General features: G+C 39.4%; 16 protein-coding genes and 1 pseudogene. 13 read left to right on the top strand and 4 right to left on the bottom strand.

Annotation, left to right across the window (positions count from 1 at the left end):
- The first annotated feature begins 1 nt into the window (after position 1).
- Entirely contained in the window at positions 2-1,087 is a 1,086-nt protein-coding gene (gene cobD / locus C6N34_RS16010) for a threonine-phosphate decarboxylase CobD (RefSeq protein ID WP_115538239.1), read from the top strand.
- Positions 1,084-2,562, top strand: a complete 1,479-nt coding sequence (locus tag C6N34_RS16015; RefSeq protein ID WP_057178240.1) for a dihydrolipoyl dehydrogenase family protein — start codon at positions 1,084-1,086, stop codon at positions 2,560-2,562. Before cobD ends, C6N34_RS16015 begins: the two co-directional genes overlap by 4 nt.
- A gap of 32 nt (positions 2,563-2,594) precedes the next feature.
- Here the strand turns inward: C6N34_RS16015 and rpoD are convergent, their stop codons facing one another.
- Together rpoD and gyrB are read right to left on the bottom strand one after the other, a co-directional pair.
- Positions 2,595-3,767, bottom strand: a complete 1,173-nt coding sequence (gene rpoD / locus C6N34_RS16020) for an RNA polymerase sigma factor RpoD (RefSeq protein WP_009342633.1) — start codon at positions 3,765-3,767, stop codon at positions 2,595-2,597.
- 648 nt (positions 3,768-4,415) lie between these two features.
- Positions 4,416-6,812: a DNA topoisomerase (ATP-hydrolyzing) subunit B gene (gyrB, locus tag C6N34_RS16025; protein ID WP_115538240.1), complete on the bottom strand. Its 2,397-nt coding sequence runs from the start codon at positions 6,810-6,812 to the stop codon at positions 4,416-4,418.
- 156 nt (positions 6,813-6,968) lie between these two features.
- Between gyrB and miaA the strand changes: the two genes are divergently transcribed.
- From miaA to C6N34_RS16075, 10 genes and pseudogenes are all read left to right on the top strand, one after another.
- Positions 6,969-7,901 (top strand): tRNA (adenosine(37)-N6)-dimethylallyltransferase MiaA, encoded by a 933-nt coding sequence (gene miaA / locus C6N34_RS16030; protein WP_115538241.1) that lies wholly within the window; start codon positions 6,969-6,971, stop codon positions 7,899-7,901.
- A 124-nt stretch (positions 7,902-8,025) separates the two neighbouring features.
- A complete protein-coding gene (locus C6N34_RS16035) occupies positions 8,026-8,844 on the top strand; it encodes an ABC transporter permease (protein ID WP_115538242.1) in 819 nt (272 codons plus the stop codon).
- Between the two features lie 46 nt (positions 8,845-8,890).
- Complete coding sequence (locus tag C6N34_RS16040) at positions 8,891-9,541, top strand: hypothetical protein (protein WP_115538243.1); 651 nt, start codon at positions 8,891-8,893, stop codon at positions 9,539-9,541.
- An 89-nt stretch (positions 9,542-9,630) separates the two neighbouring features.
- Entirely contained in the window at positions 9,631-10,524 is an 894-nt protein-coding gene (locus C6N34_RS16045) for an SDR family oxidoreductase (RefSeq protein ID WP_115538244.1), read from the top strand.
- 4 nt (positions 10,525-10,528) lie between these two features.
- Entirely contained in the window at positions 10,529-11,560 is a 1,032-nt protein-coding gene (locus tag C6N34_RS16050; protein ID WP_115538245.1) for a rhamnan synthesis F family protein, read from the top strand.
- A gap of 140 nt (positions 11,561-11,700) precedes the next feature.
- Positions 11,701-12,567 (top strand): glycosyltransferase, encoded by an 867-nt coding sequence (locus C6N34_RS16055; RefSeq protein WP_115538246.1) that lies wholly within the window; start codon positions 11,701-11,703, stop codon positions 12,565-12,567.
- Positions 12,564-12,773, top strand: a pseudogene (locus C6N34_RS16060) (glycosyltransferase family 1 protein); the annotation flags it as partial. The gene C6N34_RS16055 and the pseudogene C6N34_RS16060, both read left to right, overlap by 4 nt.
- Positions 12,774-13,337: 564 nt before the next feature.
- The gene (locus C6N34_RS16065) at positions 13,338-14,735 is read left to right on the top strand and encodes a class I SAM-dependent methyltransferase (RefSeq protein WP_115538248.1); all 1,398 of its coding nucleotides are present in this window, start codon (positions 13,338-13,340) and stop codon (positions 14,733-14,735) included.
- Positions 14,736-15,051: 316 nt separating this feature from the next.
- Positions 15,052-16,140 carry a glycosyltransferase family 4 protein gene (locus C6N34_RS16070; protein WP_115538249.1) on the top strand — a complete coding sequence of 363 codons (1,089 nt, stop codon included), beginning with the start codon at positions 15,052-15,054 and terminating at the stop codon, positions 16,138-16,140.
- 173 nt (positions 16,141-16,313) lie between these two features.
- Positions 16,314-16,580 (top strand): hypothetical protein, encoded by a 267-nt coding sequence (locus C6N34_RS16075; protein ID WP_115538250.1) that lies wholly within the window; start codon positions 16,314-16,316, stop codon positions 16,578-16,580.
- Between the two features lie 47 nt (positions 16,581-16,627).
- On the opposite strand, the gene C6N34_RS16080 is transcribed toward C6N34_RS16075, so the two are convergent.
- A complete protein-coding gene (locus C6N34_RS16080) occupies positions 16,628-17,581 on the bottom strand; it encodes a Uma2 family endonuclease (RefSeq protein WP_236107226.1) in 954 nt (317 codons plus the stop codon).
- A 204-nt stretch (positions 17,582-17,785) separates the two neighbouring features.
- Between C6N34_RS16080 and C6N34_RS16085 the strand changes: the two genes are divergently transcribed.
- Positions 17,786-18,175: a hypothetical protein gene (locus C6N34_RS16085; RefSeq protein ID WP_115538252.1), complete on the top strand. Its 390-nt coding sequence runs from the start codon at positions 17,786-17,788 to the stop codon at positions 18,173-18,175.
- 596 nt (positions 18,176-18,771) lie between these two features.
- On the opposite strand, the gene C6N34_RS16090 is transcribed toward C6N34_RS16085, so the two are convergent.
- Positions 18,772-19,530 (bottom strand): Uma2 family endonuclease, encoded by a 759-nt coding sequence (locus C6N34_RS16090; protein ID WP_236107227.1) that lies wholly within the window; start codon positions 19,528-19,530, stop codon positions 18,772-18,774.
- Position 19,531: the final 1 nt, after the last annotated feature.

Genomic DNA, 19,531 nt, shown 5'->3' on the forward strand with positions numbered 1-19,531 from the left:
GATGCAACACAAAGCACATGGGGGAAATCTAGCTTGGGCGGCGGCATTAGCTGGCTGTCCCCCAGAGGCTATTGTGGACTTTTCTGCTAGTATTAGCCCCTTGGGACCGCCTAAAACCGTAATTCATGCGATCGCCTCCCAATTGGCTAGTCTAAAACATTATCCCGACCCAGATTACATGGAGCTGAAACTGGCTCTGGGTCGTTTCCATGAACTACCACCGGAGTGGATTTTACCGGGTAATGGTTCGGCTGAATTACTAACCTTACTGGGTAGGGAACTGGCACAACTAAGAGCAACTATATTAGTAACTCCGGCTTTTGGCGATTATTACCGCACCCTGGCGGCCCATAATGCCAAAGTGTTGGAGTTTCCTATGGATTTAAGTTGGGAGAGGGGGTTACCCCCCTTTTTATCTTCTGGTGTGTGTGTTTCTGGATTAGGGGAATATGGATTGTTGCTGAATAATCCCCACAATCCAACGGGTAGGTTATTTTTACGGGAGGAAATTTTACCCTACTTACAGGATTTTGCCCTGGTGGTGGTAGATGAAGCGTTTATGGATTTTCTCACCCCCGAACAGGAGCAAAGTTTGATAGGGTTAGTTCAGGAGTATAGGAATTTGGTCATATTGCGATCGCTGACTAAGTTCTACAGTTTGCCAGGTCTGAGATTAGGCTATGCTATAGCTGCACCTGACTTGCTACAAAAATGGCAGTGTTGGCGAGATCCCTGGCCCGTAAACAATTTGGCTGTATGTGCTGCTATAGCTGCACTTCAAGATCGGGAATTTCAACATCAAACCTGGACCTGGTTACCTCAAGCGAGAAATCAACTTGTACAAGGTTTATCTAGTTTACCTGCTCTTAAACCTTTGCCGGGTGCTGTTAACTATTTATTGGTAGAGTCCCAAATTTCCACTTCTTGGTTACAAGAACAGCTACTAGTAAAACACCACATCCTCATTCGTGACTGTTTGAGTTTTAAGGAACTAGGCGATCGCTATTTTCGTGTTGCTGTGCGCTCCATACCAGATAATCAAGGTTTAATTACTGCTCTGGAATCCATAACCCAAAATCATCTATGAAACTGGACTATGATATAATAATCATTGGTGATAGTATAGCGGGATATGAAGCTGCTTTATATGCAGCTCAACTACATGCGAAAGTAGCTTTAGTAAAGTCCCAACCTACTTATCAACTAAACTATGTTTACCCATTGAGGGAACTGAGCAGGATCTCTTATCAGTACTTGGAAATGATGGGTTTAGGCATTTGTGCCGATCAACCTCCTAGTACGCAGGTACTAAAGCAGCTGCAACAGCCAGAAAGATGTTTAATTTCTTCTTACCAGCGGGCAATATTTTATGCCCAAGGTATGGAGTCCCAGTTTAACTTAATAAATTCTCTGGATAATTTAGCTACTCAGGGAGTAGATATAATTATTGGTAGGGGGGAGTTTGTCAATTCTAGAAAACCCAGTTTTAGAGTTCAAGGTCGAACTTTAAGGGGGAGTAGATACTTACTGGCCTGTGGTTCGGTGACTAAAATTCCCCACATAGAAAATCTCGCCACCACTGGTTATGTTACCCTAACTAATATTTGGCATTACCTAGTTAGCACCAATCTACCTAAACACTGGGTAATTATTGGTGGTTTACCCCAAAGTATAGAAATCGCTCAAACCCTAGCTCATTTAGGTTGCCATATAGATTTAGTCCTCAACCATCCCACGGTTTTATCCCATTTGGAGCCAGAAATAGTTGAATTACTCATCGCCCAACTAGAAGCTGAAGGGGTAAGTATTTTCCGAGAACAACCGGTCACCCAAACAACAAAAATTAAAGGTCAAAAATGGGTACAACTAAAAGACCAAGCTATAGAAACTGACGAAATTTTAATAGCTAATCACCAACAACCCAAAATAGAGAACCTGAACTTAGCCAGTCCGAGAATTAAATCCTCAAGCGATCGCCTGATCACCAACGACAAACTACAAACCACCAATCCCAATATTTACGCCTGTGGAGATATTATAGGTGGTTATGATATGGAGAACATTGCCAAATACGAGGCAAAAATAGCTGTGAAAAACGCCCTATTTTTTCCCAGACATAGGGTCAACTACAGTGCCATTCCTTGGATAATATCTACCCAACCCATAGTAGCACGGGTAGGAATCACCGAATTACAGGCCAAAAAAACATATAATAAAAATCGAGTTCTAGTTTTTAAAAACTACTTTAAGACCACAACAGCAGGTCAAATTAAGAATGAGACCACAGGTATTTGCAAACTAATTGTTTTAGAAAACGGCAAAATTTTAGGGTGTAGTATATTTGGTCAAGAAGCAGAAGAAATAATCAACCTCATTGGCCTAGCAATAGCTCAAAACTTGAAAATTGATAACTTAGAAAATTTAGCTGTCGTCTACCCTAGCTGCTCAGAAATTCTCACCCAAACCGCTAGGGAATGGAGCACCAACAAACTGCACAAAAACCACCTGTTACAAGAGTTCTTGCAGAGTTTTTTACATTTTCGCCGGGAATGGAAGTTTTAACCTCCATCCCAGCAAAAATATGCCCCTAATATCTAACGAATATACTCCTTGAGAACACTGTTCCGATTGGGATGACGCAGTTTCCGCAGAGCCTTGGCCTCGATTTGTCGAATCCTTTCCCGGGTAACATTAAAAATCTGACCGATTTCCTCCAGGGTTTTCATCCGACCATCATCCAAACCATAGCGCAGTCTCAAAACATCCCTTTCTCGGGGACCCAAACTATCTAAAACTCTTTCTAGGTCTTCCCTAAGAAGACTTTTAGAAACCTGATCCTCAGGTGTTTCACCATCAGATTCAATAAAATCTCCTAAACGGGAATCCTCCTCCTTACCAATAGGTGTTTCCAAAGAAATAGGCAATTGAGCTGATTTAGCAATAAACCTCAGTTTTTCAATGGTCATTTCCATGCGGGTCGCAATTTCTTCCTCCGTGGGTTTGCGTCCCATTTCTTGAGATAAAAGTTTGGTAGTTTTCTTAATCCGTGATATAGTTTCGTAAAGGTGAACGGGTAAACGAATGGTTCGAGACTGATCAGCTATTGCCCTTGTAATTGCTTGACGGATCCACCAAGTTGCATAAGTAGAAAACTTATAGCCCTTTTCATGGTCAAATTTTTCGGCGGCCCGGATCAGACCTAGACTTCCCTCCTGAATTAAGTCCTGGAATGACAAACCCCGATTCATATATTTTTTGGCAATGGAAACCACTAACCTTAGGTTGGATTGTACCATTTTATCCTTCGCCCTGCGCCCCACGTGAAGACGATAGCGGAAGGTTGGTAAGGGCAATTTTACCGCCTCGGCCCATTCCCTAAATTCCGGTTCCCTTTCTAGCTGTTCGTATAAATCATCTCTAACTCTTTCTAGCTCCAGCAAATCAGCTATTTTTCGTGCCAACTCAATTTCTTCATCCGCCCGTAATAGTCTAATTCGACCAATCTCTTGCAGGTAAAGACGAATTGAGTCCTCAGTAAATGGCTTCTTCTTAGTCTGTGTGCGACGACGCGATTTAGCGGCTTTTCCAGACTTTGCGTCGTCCTCATCAGTCTGAGGCTCTAAAAAATCATCAATATCCCCGTCATCAACTAGCAGTAAGTCCTCTTCCTCCTCGATTAATAAGAGTTCTTCTTCTATCTCGGGCGGATTTATCATTTCTAGCTCAGGCTGATAAATGCTATCGAGTACGTTGTTAGCCTGGTTCATGCCGCGTTCCTCATGCTCCTTGCAGAATCAATTTATGGAGTTAAATACCCAAGGGGTTTTCACTTTTTTTGCCTTTTGTCAAGGCATTATTTTAACTTTTGACGGATCCACTGATGTTTTGCTGAAGATAGTTCAGTAACACTCCTGATTCTCGTCATTATCCACACACAATTCCCAGTTGACCCCGTCCCCACCTCATAAATATGACTGGTGACAGATTTATTTTGTCAACTCTTTTCTAATTGTAACCTCTTTCACAGAAATTGCACTTTTTTTGTGTATTAACCATGAACTCATTTCCTCATGGAAGGCCACCTTTATCAAAAAGACATTAAAACAGGTAGTCACACCATTAAATCTTATTGAAAACTTTTTGCTTGATCAGTGGCATTCTAATTAAAATGAAAGGAGAAAGGGCCAGAATTATTAGAATCAAAAGCCCAGCTTTGGTCAGAACGCCAACGGGGTTGAGCTAGACAGGCGTTCTGGTTCACCCACCCTTACGGGGGGACAGGTCTTGAGTTCATTTTTTTTTCAGCCTTATTAACACATTAGCGCAATGTGGAAATTTCAACCCTATGCAGCTTGACAAACTGTTCCTATTGTATAGGATGATATTTCTGTCTGTTGCTATCTTTCTTTGGAGGACTAGATATCTAAGTCTGTTAGGTTTAGCTTAGAACCATAAGTTTCAATAAACTCCCTCCTAGGAGCAACCCGATCGCCCATTAATATGGTAAATATTCTGTCAGCTTCTGCTGCATCCTCTATTTCCACCTGTTTCAGGGTTCTGGTTTCAGGGTTCATGGTGGTAGTCCACAGTTGTTCTGGCATCATTTCACCCAACCCTTTGAATCGCTGAATTGTGTAATTAGCGTTTCCTGGTAAGGTACTGATGTGTTGTTGTAGTTCTCGATCGCTGTAACAGTAATGATAGTTCTTTCCTCTCTCTACTTTGTACAGTGGTGGACAGGCAATGTAGATGAATCCCTGTTCAATTAATGATCTTTGGTATCTATAGAAAAATGTCAGCAGCAAGGTACGAATGTGGGCCCCATCCACGTCCGCATCTGTCATGATGACTACCCGATGATACCGCAATTGTGAAGCGTCAAACTCTTCACCTTTCACCCCTAGGCCTAAAGCCGTAATTAATGATTGTACCTCATTATTTTTATAAATTTTCGCATCATCGGTTTTTTCTATATTCAAAATTTTACCCCGTAGAGGCAAAATTGCCTGAGTCCGGCGATCGCGTCCTTGTTTGGCACTATTATGGACAAAAACTCCTGCTGTTAAGGCAAAGTTATGGGTATGGGGAACTTCTAAATCATAAACATCAAATTTTTCGGCTAAACTTTCCACACTTATCACCCGGTGGTTATAGGTGGTGACAGCACTCCGAATTACAGCAGGTATAGACTGGTCATAATAGGGCATTAAAGAATCCTGTGGAGTGAGCAAACCAGCAGCTTGGTAATTTCCATCCCGCAACATAAATAAATGGTCAGGAGTGCAAATCAAAACCTGGTCATTATCCAAAGTTACCCTGACCACTGGAGCATTGGTTTTGGTCCTGCGAACATGAAGAATTTTTCCTGTGCCTATCTCACCATTTTCCTGTATGGTATAACAATAGTTTTGTTTACCTGCTGCTTGTTCAGCTATCAAATCCGTAAAAGTAAGATTACGTCCATCCGTGAGGGAAACTAAAGTATTCCCCACAAAACAACCACCCGCACTATCCCCTTCCACAATAAATATTTCCGACTCAGCAGGGTCGCGGGAACTGCAATCAGCTAATTTACCTGGTAAAGGGGAAGATTCCAAAACAGACTTTCTCCGAACCAGCTCCCTTGCATGTCTAGCTGCTTCTGCGGCTTTAAAAGCCTGGATAGCCTTATCCAAAATAGAGTCAGCAATACCAGGGTGAAATTCTAGATATTCCGTCAGCACTTCTCCCACCAGAGAATCCACAATGCCACGCACTTCCGTATTACCCAACTTGGTTTTGGTTTGTCCCTCAAACTCCGGATCAGGAACCTTCACGGAAATAACTGCGGTTAAACCTTCCCTCACATGTTCCCCACTGAGATTGGATTCACTCTCCTTAATTTTATTGCGTTTGCGGGCGATAGAATTCAAAGTTCTTGTGAGAACAGTCTTTAAACCTTCTAAATGAGTACCACCATCAATAGTGCGAATATTGTTAGCAAAACCTAAAACATTATCAGTATAAGCATCTGTACACCATTGTAAAGCCACCTCCACTTGAACATTATTGCGCTCACCTTGGACGTAGATAATTTCCTCATGTAAAGCCTGCTTATCTCGATTTATGTAGGATACATATTCCTTAATTCCCCCCTTATACTCATAAGTTTCTACTTTAGGGGTATCAGTTTTGAGGAGTTCCAAACGATGATCAGTAAAACTAATTTTCACCCCTGCATTGAGATAAGCCAACTCTCGGAGACGACCGGCCAGAGTAATATAATCAAATTCAATACCAGTAGTAAAAATTTGGACATCTGGTTTAAACTTTACGGATGTGCCAGTACGGGAATGTTGGTCTGGTTCTACCTGCAATTCAGTTGTAGGTGCACCTCGTTCATAACGTTGAGTATGAACCTTATGCTCTCGCCAAACCGTAATATCAACTACTTCCGATAGAGCATTAACCACAGACACACCCACACCGTGTAAACCCCCAGAAACCTTGTAACCACCGCCTCCAAATTTACCACCAGCGTGGAGTACAGTTAACACAGTTTCCAGAGCGGACTTACCGGTTTTAGGGTGAATATCAGTGGGAATACCTCGACCATCATCAGTCACCGTACAGGAACCATCAGCATTGAGTTCTACATCTACATGGGTACAGTAACCCGCCAAAGCCTCATCAACAGAGTTATCAACTACCTCATAAACTAGATGGTGCAGTCCTCGCGGTCCGGTAGAGCCAATATACATACCCGGTCGTTTGCGGACGGCTTCCAGACCTTCCAGAACTTGAATCTGATCGGCACTGTAACTGCTCGTCATGAAAATTCTCCTGATTTAAAGGGCGTTAATTCGCTAGAAACATAAAAAAGTAAAATCACCCCAGAATTATAGCACTAAAGCCTTGGTGTCGTGTTTAGCACCATTTAGTGATAAATTGATATGAGAGGGGGGGATGAGGTAAATGAGTAAATCAAGATGGATCAATCAATTAGGTTAGATAGGGCTGTTAAGCTCATAGTGATTTGTGGTGCAACAGCAACGGGGAAATCTGGACTGGGGGTGAGTTTAGCACAAAGACTTGGTTGTGTCATTCTAGGTGCTGATTCCCGTCAGGTGTACCGTGAATTTAATATTGGAACAGCCAAGCCAACGGAGGAAGAACGGGGGTTAGTGCCCCATTATCTCATAGATATATGTGAACCAACAGAAACCTTAACAGTAGCAGATTATCAAGAACAGGCCCAACGGTTAATTGATAATTTGCCAGTTTCACCATTATTTTTAGTTGGTGGTACAGGTTTATATATTCGGGCTATTGTCCAAGGCATGAAAATTCCCAGAGTATCTCCACATCCCCAATTGCGCTCCCAATTGGAGTCATTAGGTCAACATCAACTTTATCAGATGTTGCAACAGGTTGATGCAGTTGCTGCAAGAAAAATTCACTCCCATGATTTAGTCAGGACTTTAAGGGCGTTAGAGGTGTATTATGTCACAGGTTTTCCCATATCTGAACAGCAGGGAGAGAGACCACCCACCTACCCAATTTTACAACTTTATTTAGATTGTGAACCAGATGTTTTGGATTTGAGAATTTATGGGAGGACAAAGCAAATGATTAAAGATGGTTTGCTAGAGGAGGTGGAGTATCTATGTCAAAGGTATGGTGTGGATTTACCTTTATTAAATACATTGGGATACGTAGAGACTAAGCAATATTTAGCTGGGGAGATTAGTTTAGAAGCGGCAATAGATTTAATTGCTTTACACACCAGGCAATTTGCCAAGCGCCAGCGAACTTGGTTTAGACAGTCTTCCAATTTAGAATATTTTGATGTTAATAGTCCGGACTTATTAAGTAGTATTTGCAAAAGGGTAGACGACTTCCTTTGGGATTGTAGCAGCTAGGTTGGATTGTTTTATTAATTTTTATGTGCGATCGCCCTGTCTAGTTAAAATTTTGTGTTGACTTGAAAAAATTATGGTACGGTACCTATCGGTATCTGTATCTCACCTGGACAGGTTTTAGACTATGACCATATCTATAAAAGAAAAACAGCCCAAACCCAATCTCAACTGGCAATTACAACGCTTTTGGGAAATTCTATATGTTTTGGTGGTGCGGACTTTAAAGGTAAGATATCGGGGTTCAATTTTGGGTGTTTATTGGTCATTGCTTAACCCATTAATCATGACGAGTCTATACACAGCGATTTTCGGTGCTACTTTTTCTGCCTACTATAATAATTCCATCACCAATTACGTGCTGGCGGCATTTACGGGACTGGTGGTGATAAATTTCTTTTCAGCATCCACGACCCAGTGCTTGGTGAGTGTAGTGGGTAATGGGACATTATTGAATAAGATTCAGTTACCGGTTAGTATTTTTCCCGTTTCTATGGTAGCATCGAATGTGTTTCAATTTTCTGTTAGTACATTTCCCCTATTGGCAGTAATGACTTTGATCAATGCCAAGAGTATGGTGAATGTGGCGGCACTGATGTTTCCATTTTTAGCTCTAGTTTTAGTTTGTACGGGGGTTGGATTTTTGGTTAGTGCACTGTATGTGTTCTTCAGGGATTTACCCTACTTTTATGAGTTGGTCGTGTTTGTGCTTTGGATCAGTAGCCCGGTGTTTTATCCAGCAGCTATTGTGCCACCACAGGTTAGACCTTTTCTTGGTTTAAATCCCCTATCACCAATTATTGAGAGCTTGCGGCAGATTACATTGTCCGGTTCACCTCCAGATTTAGGGTTGATATGGGGTGCATTGTTGAGTGGAATGATTATTTTGTCATTTGGATGGACTTGTTTTCATCTGTGGCGTCATAAATTTATGGATTTGCTGTGAGCTTGAAAAATTTTGTAGACATAATAGAGGTAATTTGGAGACTTAAATGGTGTCATTGATTAAGCATTTAGACATAATAAGCTACGATGTAAACACTTTTCCTTTTGCTAGTATTCTTGAAGAACTGTTTGGTTACCCACTAGAAAGACTTCATGAGCTGAAGAACTACCCTCGGTTTACCCGTGAAAGTGATCAAGTGACTGTTTTCCATCGTCAGTTTTATGATGCATTCGGCATTGTTCTTAAAGACCTATATCTAGAGTTTTTGAGAGCTGTTATTTATCCCTATCTTAGGGATGATCTGGTCTACCAAAAAGTACCTACTTTCAGAGTTGGGTTTCCCAACAATGTATGGGTAGGTGAGTATCATCGAGATGGCTGGTATGGACATCCACATGAAGAGCTTAATTTTTTGCTTCCTTTCACTGACATGTACGGTTCTAAATCCTTGTATGTTGAGTCTGAATCCTCTAAGGGAGATTTCCAACCCCAGAGTGTTAAATATGGAGAAATACTTCATTTTGATCATACAAGATGCACCCATGGTAATGAACTGAATTTGGAAGGTACAACCCATGTTAGCTTTGATTTCAGAGTTATACCTTACAAAAATTATAGTGAAAATTTGGGCGGGAAGTCTATTAACACCGGGATGGAATTTAAAATAGGTGGTTATTTTGACTTAATGACTTTTTAATTGGCCGCCTACAGGGGATACCATATCGAGTTTTAACTTCTCTTACGGTATCTTTAGTGATTGGTAAAATATTTTAGGAAACAAATTTTATGAATGTTGTCATACTAGGAAGTACTGGAATTATTGGGAGTCAATTGCTTTCAGACTTATCCTGCTTTTCGCAATTTCATTTAATTCCTTTGTCATCTTGTGACCTAGACCTATACTTTAATTTGGAACAATTGGAAAGTAGGATTGTTGGATTGCGACCAGACATCGTCATCAATGCTGTCGGCTTTACAAACATTGATGCTATAGAAAATGATAAGAATAAGGGTTTTTTCCTCAACTGTATTTTTCCCCATCGTCTTGCTGAGATTTGTTATCGATTATCTATCCAGCTAGTTCACTTCTCGTCTGATAATGTGTTTAATGGTCTAAAAACTGATCCTTACACAGAAGAAGATAAATTATGTCCAATTAACTACTACGGATGGACTAAAGCTCATGCTGACAAGGTTTTGTTAGAGAGTTTTTGTGATAACACGGTCATATTTAGAATTTCTGGCATCTATTCGTATGTAAGAAAAAACTTCTTTACATCTTTCTTGGAGCGTCTAGCGAAACAGAACACTGTAGATGTAGTAAATGATATTGTTGTAGCCCCAACTCCCGTAAATCTAGTGTCTAAATCTATAACTAAATTGATTTACAACAATCAAATCTCCCAAATGAAAGGTGTCTATAACTTAACTCCCAAAGGTAATACTTCATGGTTTGATTTTGCAAAAATGGTTATCAGATCTATAAAACTTGAAAATAAGTCAATTCTTCCCATAAGTTGTGGAGCTTATTCTTCTAAGGTAAAACGTCCCCAAATGTGTCTTCTTGATTCCCAAAAGCTGGAAAGCAAAACTTGCATAAGTTTGCCAACCTGGGAGAAGGCCCTTCAGGAATTTATGAGTCTTGATACTGTTAATCTACTGGTAAAACATCTCATCTAATTTTATGCGCATTACTATTGGAAGGATCAAAAAAGTCATTAAATATTGCTCTACAATACTTGAAAGGCAAATTCTGATTCCACTAAAGATCAAGTTCTCCTCAACGGAGTCCGCAATTATCACAGAATTCATTTATCATGGCAATAACCACGGATTTAATTCGTGTGTTCTTTTTTGTCACTATAATAAGCATGGGTTGATTTTAGACCAAGTCAAAGAACTTTGTTTGTTTTTTCAGTTACAAGGTATAGACGTTATATTTTTGACGACAAAGTTGTCTGATGAGTCAAAAGAGTGGGTAGAAAAAAACCTATCAGCTTTAATAATCAGAAGAAATATAGGACGAGACTTCGGTGCGTGGAAAGATGGTATTGCTTTCCTGAATAAACAATCTTTATTTAGCTCTTGTTCTCAGTTGTACCTGATCAACGATAGTGTAGTCTTGTTAGGAGATAATCTCAAAAGTACTCGTTTCCAATCTCAGTTCATTGATGATACTAAGACTGATATGATAGGTCTTACAGAGTCTTGGCAAATAGCCTACCACCTGCAATCTTATTTTTTGAAGTTCAACAAAACTGTGCTTCAATCTAAACTCTTTCTCAAGTATTGGCATGATTATCCTATCATAAACTCCCGTTTGTTCTCGATAGAGAAGGGGGAAATTGGCTTATCACAATTGTTACTAAATAATGGGTATCAGTTGAAGTCAGTGTACCCTATCATGGAGTTGGTCGCCAAGGAAAACATTGAGAGTTTTTTTATTAGTCTGTCAGGTATTCCAAATCAGTGTTTGATAGAATTGATTCCACAGTTGTTTAATGAGTTTTTTCAAGTAAATTTTCATGAGATGAACCCTTCACATAGGTTATGGCCTTTGCTTTTGGTTGCAGGTTGTCCAGTTTTAAAAAGGGATTTGATTCAAAAAAATACTGAGAATTTGATCTCGATGCACTATTGCATGTGCATTTTTACAAAATGTATTAAGAACTCAAAAGCAAAAGAAATTTTTCTCCAGTCTCTTTCCCACTTATAAACTTGGAAATACCATGAAATTATACTAGGATTGCATGCTATAAATACTACTCTGCTCTTCAGTGTCCTGTATCTGTACATGAAAAGGTAAAAAAGTGATCCAATTTTATTTGATATTCAACTTTATTAAACTAACTAAAGATGATTTATTTTATAACTGTTAATTATTACTGTGCCAATCTTATCAAGAAGTTAATCGACTCTATCTCTAATAATGCAAATCTTGACTACCAAATAATTATTGTCAATAACTCAAGTGATGACGAGTCAATTTATAGCCTTAATAGTCCCTCAACTTTGATTATTGATGCTGACAAAAATCTCGGTTTTGGTTCTGCTTGTAATGTAGGTTTAGAGTGGGTTTATACCCAGGATAAAGAGGCAACAATTTGGATAATTAATCCCGATGCTTATTTTACAGACAATACTTTAGAGAGAGCTAGAACATTCTTACAGTCATATCCAAAATTATCTATAATAGGCACTATTATTTATACACCTGCTGGAAAAATTTGGTTTGCTGGTGGCATTTTTACACCTGCAACTGGTGCGATTTTAGAGGTAAATGTATTGACAAATGATGCCATAGACTATGTCAATTGCGATTGGGTTTCTGGATGCAGTTTAATAATTAATTTGCGTAACTTCTCTGAATGTCCTTTATTTGATGATGCCTACTTCTTATATTATGAGGATTTTGATTTTTGTATGCGCTATGCTGATCAGGGACATTTAATAGCAATAACTAAACAATTAAGTGTCATACATCAACCATCATCAGTTACTAACAGAAATGTATTTAGAAAGATTAGATATAGTACCTATAGTTACTTATTAACGATAGATAAATACACAGATAAGTTAATATTTTACATTAGATTATTTCAACAAATAATTAAGGCAATCATGGGGCTACTTATAAGACCAAAAGCGGCTTTGGGCAAAATTTGTGGCATACTGGATTATGTTTCGAATCATTATCAAAGAAAATCCTTATACAGGGAATGAAAACACCTCCAAATTCGTCATCTCAGCAATTACTGATCAACCTATCGGTTATTCTCCCAACTGGTATTAGTAACTATGCTCTAAACCTCATTCCCTATTTAAAAACACTCCAACCGACCCTACTAACACCCAAAAACTACCCCAATTTTAACTGTTACCCCGTCCCCCCTAATCTCACCCCTGCACAGGGAATAAAACCCACATTCCGCACCCTAAGCTGTGACAGATAAAACAGGATCCTAATGTAGTACATAATAACTAAAATCAATTCAAAAATTAGGGAGCTTAATGAGAATCAATAGCATTAATAGGGACATGGTGTGACAAAGTAAAGTTTAGTAACAAAAAAGAGAATTGATAACCCTTTTTTCGCAGGTTCTGTGAAACGCCGACATATGCGACTATAATGCCATATATAATAGAGCTGTTGGGATACATTTTTTCTAGTATGGATTCAATGAATGTGGTTAATATTATGCTTTGTAGGTGTTCTCGGAAGTTCTTCACAAAGTTGTCATCATAATCGGGTAATTGAGCATGATCTGGTAGGTTGGGGGGTTCCCCCCTGGAAAACCAACTTGTCATGTTGACTAGATCAATGTTATGGTAATAGGAATGGTAAGCATGGGGTCGCAACTTTAAACGGATGGGGAACAACCGTAAAACTGCTTCGGTAGCAAGTTATGCCGACTGTACAGGTTCTGTTTTCAATCTTCCATATAATCAAGATACCCATTCTTAGATCAACAACCATTGAGGAATAATTCATAATGCAAAGTCTAAAATTTTGTCTTGGTAAAACCGAAAATCCTATTTTTTGCCCAATATGTGGATTCCCTAATGATGAAACTTTTTTAGAAGTTAAAACTTTTGATGCAGTTGTTAATAAAAATTATATTGATAATAGAGGTATAAAATGTTCTAATTGTCATTCTTTATTATGGGAGAAAAGCAAATTAATTGGTTACTTAACAGATGATGAAGATGCCAATGAGTTTTTTACAAACCATTATGTACTAGTAGGTTGCGGTATTGATTACGGAATAAACCTACTATCGCGTCTCAAAGATAAAAACGGAAGCTTGCTTGAAGTAGGTTGCGGATTCGGATTTAATGTAGATTATTGGTCACGTAGGAATTATGGTAGTGCTTTGGGCTTAGAAGCTGCAAAATATGGAGACATTGGAAGACAATTGCTCGGTGCTAACATTATAAATAAATATTTAGACGTAAGTGATAATCCAATTGGATGTTTTGATATTGTCATTTCATCTGAAGTAATTGAGCATGTGGATGATCCAAAAAACTTTCTTGTTGCAATAAGAAAAAACATGAAAGATAACGGAATACTTATTTTAACGACTCCATCTGCTGAATTTATCCAAGAGAACGAACCACTTAGTCTTATGTTAGCAGCTCTATCCCCTGGTTTTCATAACTTTATATTGTCAATTCCTGCAATCAAAGATATTCTTGAATCCGCAGGTTTCAAGAATAATATAATCGAAAAACATAATGAGCGCCTAGTAGTTTATGCCAGTCCTAAAGCAGATATAAATTCTTTAGTCAGGAAAACTTCTGATCCTTCAGAATATATGAATTATCTTGATTATTTGTCTGACTCTGGAAAAGGAGTTGTTAAAGAAGGTGCACAATGGAGGCTATTTAAAGAGTATGTTAATCTTGCAATGGACGAAAAAGCCGAAATTGAAAGGGAGAAAATTGAGAAGACTATTAGTGAAAAATATAACATAACAATCTCCGAACTAATAACGAGAAATATAGAGGAGATTAGTCTAGGTTCAACATCTAAATACCTATATAATATACCTCCTTACTTAGGTATATATTTATATTATTTTGGAATTCTACTAAGTAGAAAAAGCTCAGATATTATGAACAAAGTAATAATTTTTGGTATGTCCTATCGAATGCTGGCTGCAATTTACAAATCAGGTCCATCATTTTCACAAGAAACAGAATCATTAATTAAAACAGCTGGTATTCATTTTTATAACTCTTTAATAGATAATTCAAAATACTTGTCACCATATAGCTGTGGTCATTCTTCTGGACTAGCTGATGAATTTCAAGAAAAAAAGAAACCTGGAACAGGAGTACTGTCCTATTTTCTAAAATTGTTAAAAAAAATCAGAAGCATGATATGAACCCTCTCCTTGCATATTTGTAGAGGGATAGGGAGAATTTCACATTTTATCGGGGTCAATACCAAGAGAGCAATCATATACCTGTAATGCACCCTTGGGAGCTACTAAGAGTAGAACCTACTGACTGGGATGTTACGCGGGTTGAGGAATATATACCTAACTTACCTGTTAGTGATTTTTTAGTGATTTTGAGTTAGTGTTTATATCCCACATTCCGCACCCCCCAGTTTCACAATCAGTAATTTCGGATTTTTGAATAATTTTGATGATAATATCGGTACATGCTTAGTATTTTACACAGGTGATCAATTCCAGAATGAACACACGTCCAAATTCATCCCAATTACTGATCAACCTATCGGTTATTCTCCCCCAGCCAACTGGTATTAGTAACTATGCTCTAAACCTCATTCCCTATTTAAAAACACTCCAACCGACCCTACTAACACCCAAAAACTACCCCAATTTTAACTGTTACCCCGTCCCCCCTAATCTCACCCCTGCACAGGGAATAAAAGGACATTTAAACCGTCTAATTTGGACCCAATTGCAACTGCCAAAAATCTATCACCAGCTGAAATCGCAACTTCTCTTCTCTCCCATTCCTGAAGCACCTATCTATACTAAATGTCACTCCATTGTCATGGGACATGACATGATACCCCTACGTTTTCCTCAACCCTTTTCTCCCCTGACTCTCTATCACCGTTACTATACTCCCCAGGTTTTTAAGCAAGCTCAACATATTATTTGTAATTCTCAAGCTACTGCTGATGATATCATGGAATTTCATCAAGTACCCGGTAGCAAAATAACACCTATTCCTTTAGCTTGTGACTCTTCCCACTTCCAGTTTCTTAACCTCCCAACTCGTAACTATTTTTTATATATTGGTCGTCAGCATCCATATAAAAATCTTCGGCGTCTAATCGTTGCATTCTCCACCATACCCCATAGAAATGATTATGAACTCTGGTTAGTTGGCCCTACAGATAAACGTTACACTCCCTTGTTACAAACCCAAATTCAAACATTGGGAATAGATCATTTAGTTAAATTTCTTAATTACTTACCATATAAAGAATTACCAATTATTATTAATCAAGCCCTGGCTTTAGTCTTTCCCAGTTTATGGGAAGGTTTTGGGTTACCCGTATTGGAAGCCATGGCCTGTGGTACTCCTGTTATTACTTCTAATATTTCTTCTCTCCCAGAAGTAACAGGAGATGCGGCTATTCTAATTAATCCCTATGATCCACAGGAAATAGCCACAGCAATGACAACTATTATTTATGATTCTGATTGTAGAAAACAGCTTTCAAAATTGGGGATTAAGCGAGCAAGTGAATTTAGTTGGCAAAAAACTGGAATGGCAACGGTGGAAGTTTTTAAAAACTATATTTAGGGTTTTTTAGTTATGTGACATCTTACCCATAATTGTTATATCATGTCCATTAAGTCTTTTGCTAAAGGTTAATTAGACTCACTCTAGTTTATTGAGATGTTGCCCGATTTTGTCGTTCCCAAACTGTTGCAGTTTTAAAGCTGAGAAAGGACAACTAGAAAACTGGAGAGAAGATGCTATTAGCTCACAGTGGAGCTTGTACTAACATTCTCGCTGAACATTATGACGGCTCTAAAAAATCAATTCCCAATCCTGGTTACAGACTAAAAGAGTTTCATAGAACTGAGGAATGTATAGATCCTCAATTTTCAGGTGCAAGTACACATTGTAGAACTGGTGACTGGGAGGTTACGCGGGTTGAGGAGTATATACCTGACTTACCTGTAAGTGAACAACTTCAGTTAAGTTACCCAGTCTTTCAGGCGATCGCTCGTTTTTAAGAGAGGGCGATCGCATCAATCGAACATTATATTTTATTTATATTGTTTTATATTTTCTCCGGGTCAATGCCAAGGGAGCGTAGATAAGCAGCTAGTTTTTCTTTTTGTTGGCGTTCCTGTTCTTTAGCGAGACGCTCTTGATATGCGATAGTTTCTGCTCGCTCTTTAGCGAGACGCTCTTGATATGCGATAGTTTCTGCTTGCTCTCTAGCCAGACGCTCTTGAGACGCGATAGTTTCTGCTTGCTCTTTAGCCAGACGCTCACGAATAGCGATAACTTCCGCTTGTTCCGCAAGCTCATTTCCTGTCAATAAGAGATTCCCCTTATTATCCCACCATCTTAACCACGGTGTGGGTGGTTTCTGGTTGTCATACAGTATTCCCAATTCTATACCCATCTCCGGTATGGCATAGTGTCCTCGCCTATTCGCCTTTATTTCTTTGTATCTTTTTCTCTCTAAATGATATACCTCTAGTGTACCCTTAAAACCATTAAATATGGCATAATATGGTATCTTTACCGCTTGTTCGTACACCCAAAACTTCCCCGCTTTTTTTGGTTTCCCGGTTTCTGGATCTATTTCATCCCCTTCTGGTGGAGGGGAACTGTCTTTTTCCTCCTTTCCATTTTTAGACGCGAATTCTATCACTATGAAGGGAGGTACTTTTTCCTTCCATAGCACGTATGACCTTCTCAATTGCCCATTTAATCTGGATGGCACTCCGGGAACATAGAACCAGTCTGGTGCTTCTACCCCTTTTTCTGGAGGTTCTGTGAATCGCCAATATATGCCACTATCCTGTCCTATACAATAGTCTCCGTTGGGATGGATTTTTTTCAGTAATGGTTCAATTGATGTGGTTAATATTATGCTTTGCGGGTGTTCTTGGAAATTTTTCACAAAATCGTCATCGGAGTCCGGTAACTGGGTATGGTCTGGTAGGTTGAAAGGTTCCCTAGGGGGGGTTACATTTTGGGTGGTAGTTGAAGGTTGGGACACGGTTGGTAAGAGGGGGTTTTCCCCTCAGCTCAGGGGGATTTAACCTAATTTTAGCAACTTTTTTTGGTTTCGTAATCAGGCGATCTCATTGATCTTCGGGGGTTGGATTATTGGAACTGTTGGTCTAGGGGGAGGTCATCTACCTCAAAGAAAAGATTAGAGAAATTGGTGCAGTGTCCCTTGCCAATCCCACCTTGAGGATGGTTGGGCAAGAAGAATGACGAGCCTCCAGAGCTACCACAAAATAAGGAAATTACCTTAGCAGAAAAGCAAACCATATCTACTGTAGCTAAAGACCTGGGTTTTATCCTCCCCCAGGATGAACTAAAGGCGATCGCGAGTAGTTTAAGGGAGGACAGTGAAATAACAAGCATTACAGCGATAAAAGAGGCCATACTGAAGTTCATTGCCAAAAAAGGGGAAAGAACCAGAAGGGAGGTAGATACAGCGCTATCAGAAATAGCTACCGCTTATGCAGCAGAGCAATTAATAAGTTCCCGTCTATTTGCCAGCTCTTTGACTAATTTAAGCAAGGAGGTGAAAGGCGATCGCTTTTTGTCCAAATCTCAGTGCAATACTTTATGTAAGAGGTGAGATCGCATTGTACTTTTTATAGGCGATCGCGAAGCACTCCCCACGGGATCTCGCATTCAGGAATCCCCCCGGTTCCTTCTCAAGGGAAAAATCTGAATGTGTTGAGGGGAGATTGCATTACACCCCCGACGGGCGATCGCAAGGCACGCTCTCCTCTAGGCACGTTTCATGTTCCGTTCCCGGTTGGTAAAAGATTGACGGAAAACGTTTACCGTCAAAGGATGAATCAGTTATTTCAAGGGGGTAGGGATACTTGGAGGGGGATTGCGCAGCACTCCCTTTGGGAGATCGCGAAGGACTCGCAACCTGGAGACTGTCTGTGGGGGAGACCGGGAATCAATTCCCGGTCTCAAAGCGCAAGTCGGTTGAAAACCGACTGGTTTTGTCGATTGGGTTGAGAAAACGGGATATAAATGTGATTGCAAAGCACTCCCTTTGGGAGATCGCATTTAATAATTCCCCGCAACTTCATTAATATCACCCTACTTGTCTGCTTGATTATTATCCCTTATTTTTCAACAACTCTCTTGTATCTGTTCCTAATGAATGGGATGACAAAATGTTAGATAAGTTCCGCCTACATTTACATAGCCAATTTACTTGGCATGATTAGGTAAACTATTAGGGTCAACTCCTTGCGATCGCAAGTAAGCTATTAACCTTTCTTTTTCCTGACGTTCCTGTTCTGCTCGTTGGCGTTCCTGTTCAATCAGTTCTAAAGCCCAAGGTAACAAATTACCTGTTTTATCCCACCATCGCAACCAATAGCCAGTACGTCCTTCTTTTGTACCTTGCCAAGTTCCTAAAAATAGTCCCATTGACTTAATCCAATGACGACCATTTTCGTCTGGTTGCTTTAATTCATAACGTTCATCTTCCAGTTGATAATATTCTAATAATCTTCCATCTGGATCAAAAATTATATAAATAGGAACTTGCAAAATCTGTTCATAAAAAAACCATTTTCCTGGCGGATAGGTACGTTTAAATGAGTATTCTCCGCCTTCTTTATCTGACAAAAATTCCATAACCAAAGCCGGTATATCCCCTTCTAAATGGGGTGTATAGCTTTTGCGTCCTGGCAATATTTCTTTAACTGAAGGTATATATAGCCAATCTGGTGCTTTAGCGATAAATTGAGCATTTAATGTGGCACATAAAGCAAAATTAGCAGCAATTAACATCTGTGGTTGAATAAAACCACTGATTTCTAAACTTTCACATAAAGCACCTGCTAAAAGTGGTTGTCCTATATTGTCCACTGGTTCATCCTCTAGTTGAAAATCATCGGGTAACGCTTCCCATGAGATAACCAGTCCCGTCTGTGATTTACTTTCACTGAGTAGGGTTGCCATA

Origin of the sequence: Cylindrospermopsis raciborskii Cr2010 (assembly GCF_003367075.2) — a bacterium.
Classification (GTDB): Bacteria; Cyanobacteriota; Cyanobacteriia; order Cyanobacteriales; family Nostocaceae; genus Raphidiopsis; species Raphidiopsis raciborskii.

Bases quoted from the DNA above. Each gene is read 5' to 3' on its own strand.
- C6N34_RS16090 (WP_236107227.1), bottom strand. From the start codon at position 19,530: ATGGCAACCCTACTCAGTGAAAGTAAATCACAGACGGGACTGGTTATC.
- C6N34_RS16015 (WP_057178240.1), top strand. From the start codon at position 1,084: ATGAAACTGGACTATGATATAATAATCATTGGTGATAGTATAGCGGGA.
- C6N34_RS16075 (WP_115538250.1), top strand. From the start codon at position 16,314: ATGCTATTAGCTCACAGTGGAGCTTGTACTAACATTCTCGCTGAACAT.
- rpoD (WP_009342633.1), bottom strand. From the start codon at position 3,767: ATGAACCAGGCTAACAACGTACTCGATAGCATTTATCAGCCTGAGCTA.
- C6N34_RS16050 (WP_115538245.1), top strand. From the start codon at position 10,529: ATGCGCATTACTATTGGAAGGATCAAAAAAGTCATTAAATATTGCTCT.
- C6N34_RS16070 (WP_115538249.1), top strand. From the start codon at position 15,052: ATGAACACACGTCCAAATTCATCCCAATTACTGATCAACCTATCGGTT.
- miaA (WP_115538241.1), top strand. From the start codon at position 6,969: ATGGATCAATCAATTAGGTTAGATAGGGCTGTTAAGCTCATAGTGATT.
- C6N34_RS16055 (WP_115538246.1), top strand. From the start codon at position 11,701: ATGATTTATTTTATAACTGTTAATTATTACTGTGCCAATCTTATCAAG.
- gyrB (WP_115538240.1), bottom strand. From the start codon at position 6,812: ATGACGAGCAGTTACAGTGCCGATCAGATTCAAGTTCTGGAAGGTCTG.
- C6N34_RS16045 (WP_115538244.1), top strand. From the start codon at position 9,631: ATGAATGTTGTCATACTAGGAAGTACTGGAATTATTGGGAGTCAATTG.
- C6N34_RS16065 (WP_115538248.1), top strand. From the start codon at position 13,338: ATGCAAAGTCTAAAATTTTGTCTTGGTAAAACCGAAAATCCTATTTTT.
- cobD (WP_115538239.1), top strand. From the start codon at position 2: ATGCAACACAAAGCACATGGGGGAAATCTAGCTTGGGCGGCGGCATTA.
- C6N34_RS16035 (WP_115538242.1), top strand. From the start codon at position 8,026: ATGACCATATCTATAAAAGAAAAACAGCCCAAACCCAATCTCAACTGG.
- C6N34_RS16040 (WP_115538243.1), top strand. From the start codon at position 8,891: ATGGTGTCATTGATTAAGCATTTAGACATAATAAGCTACGATGTAAAC.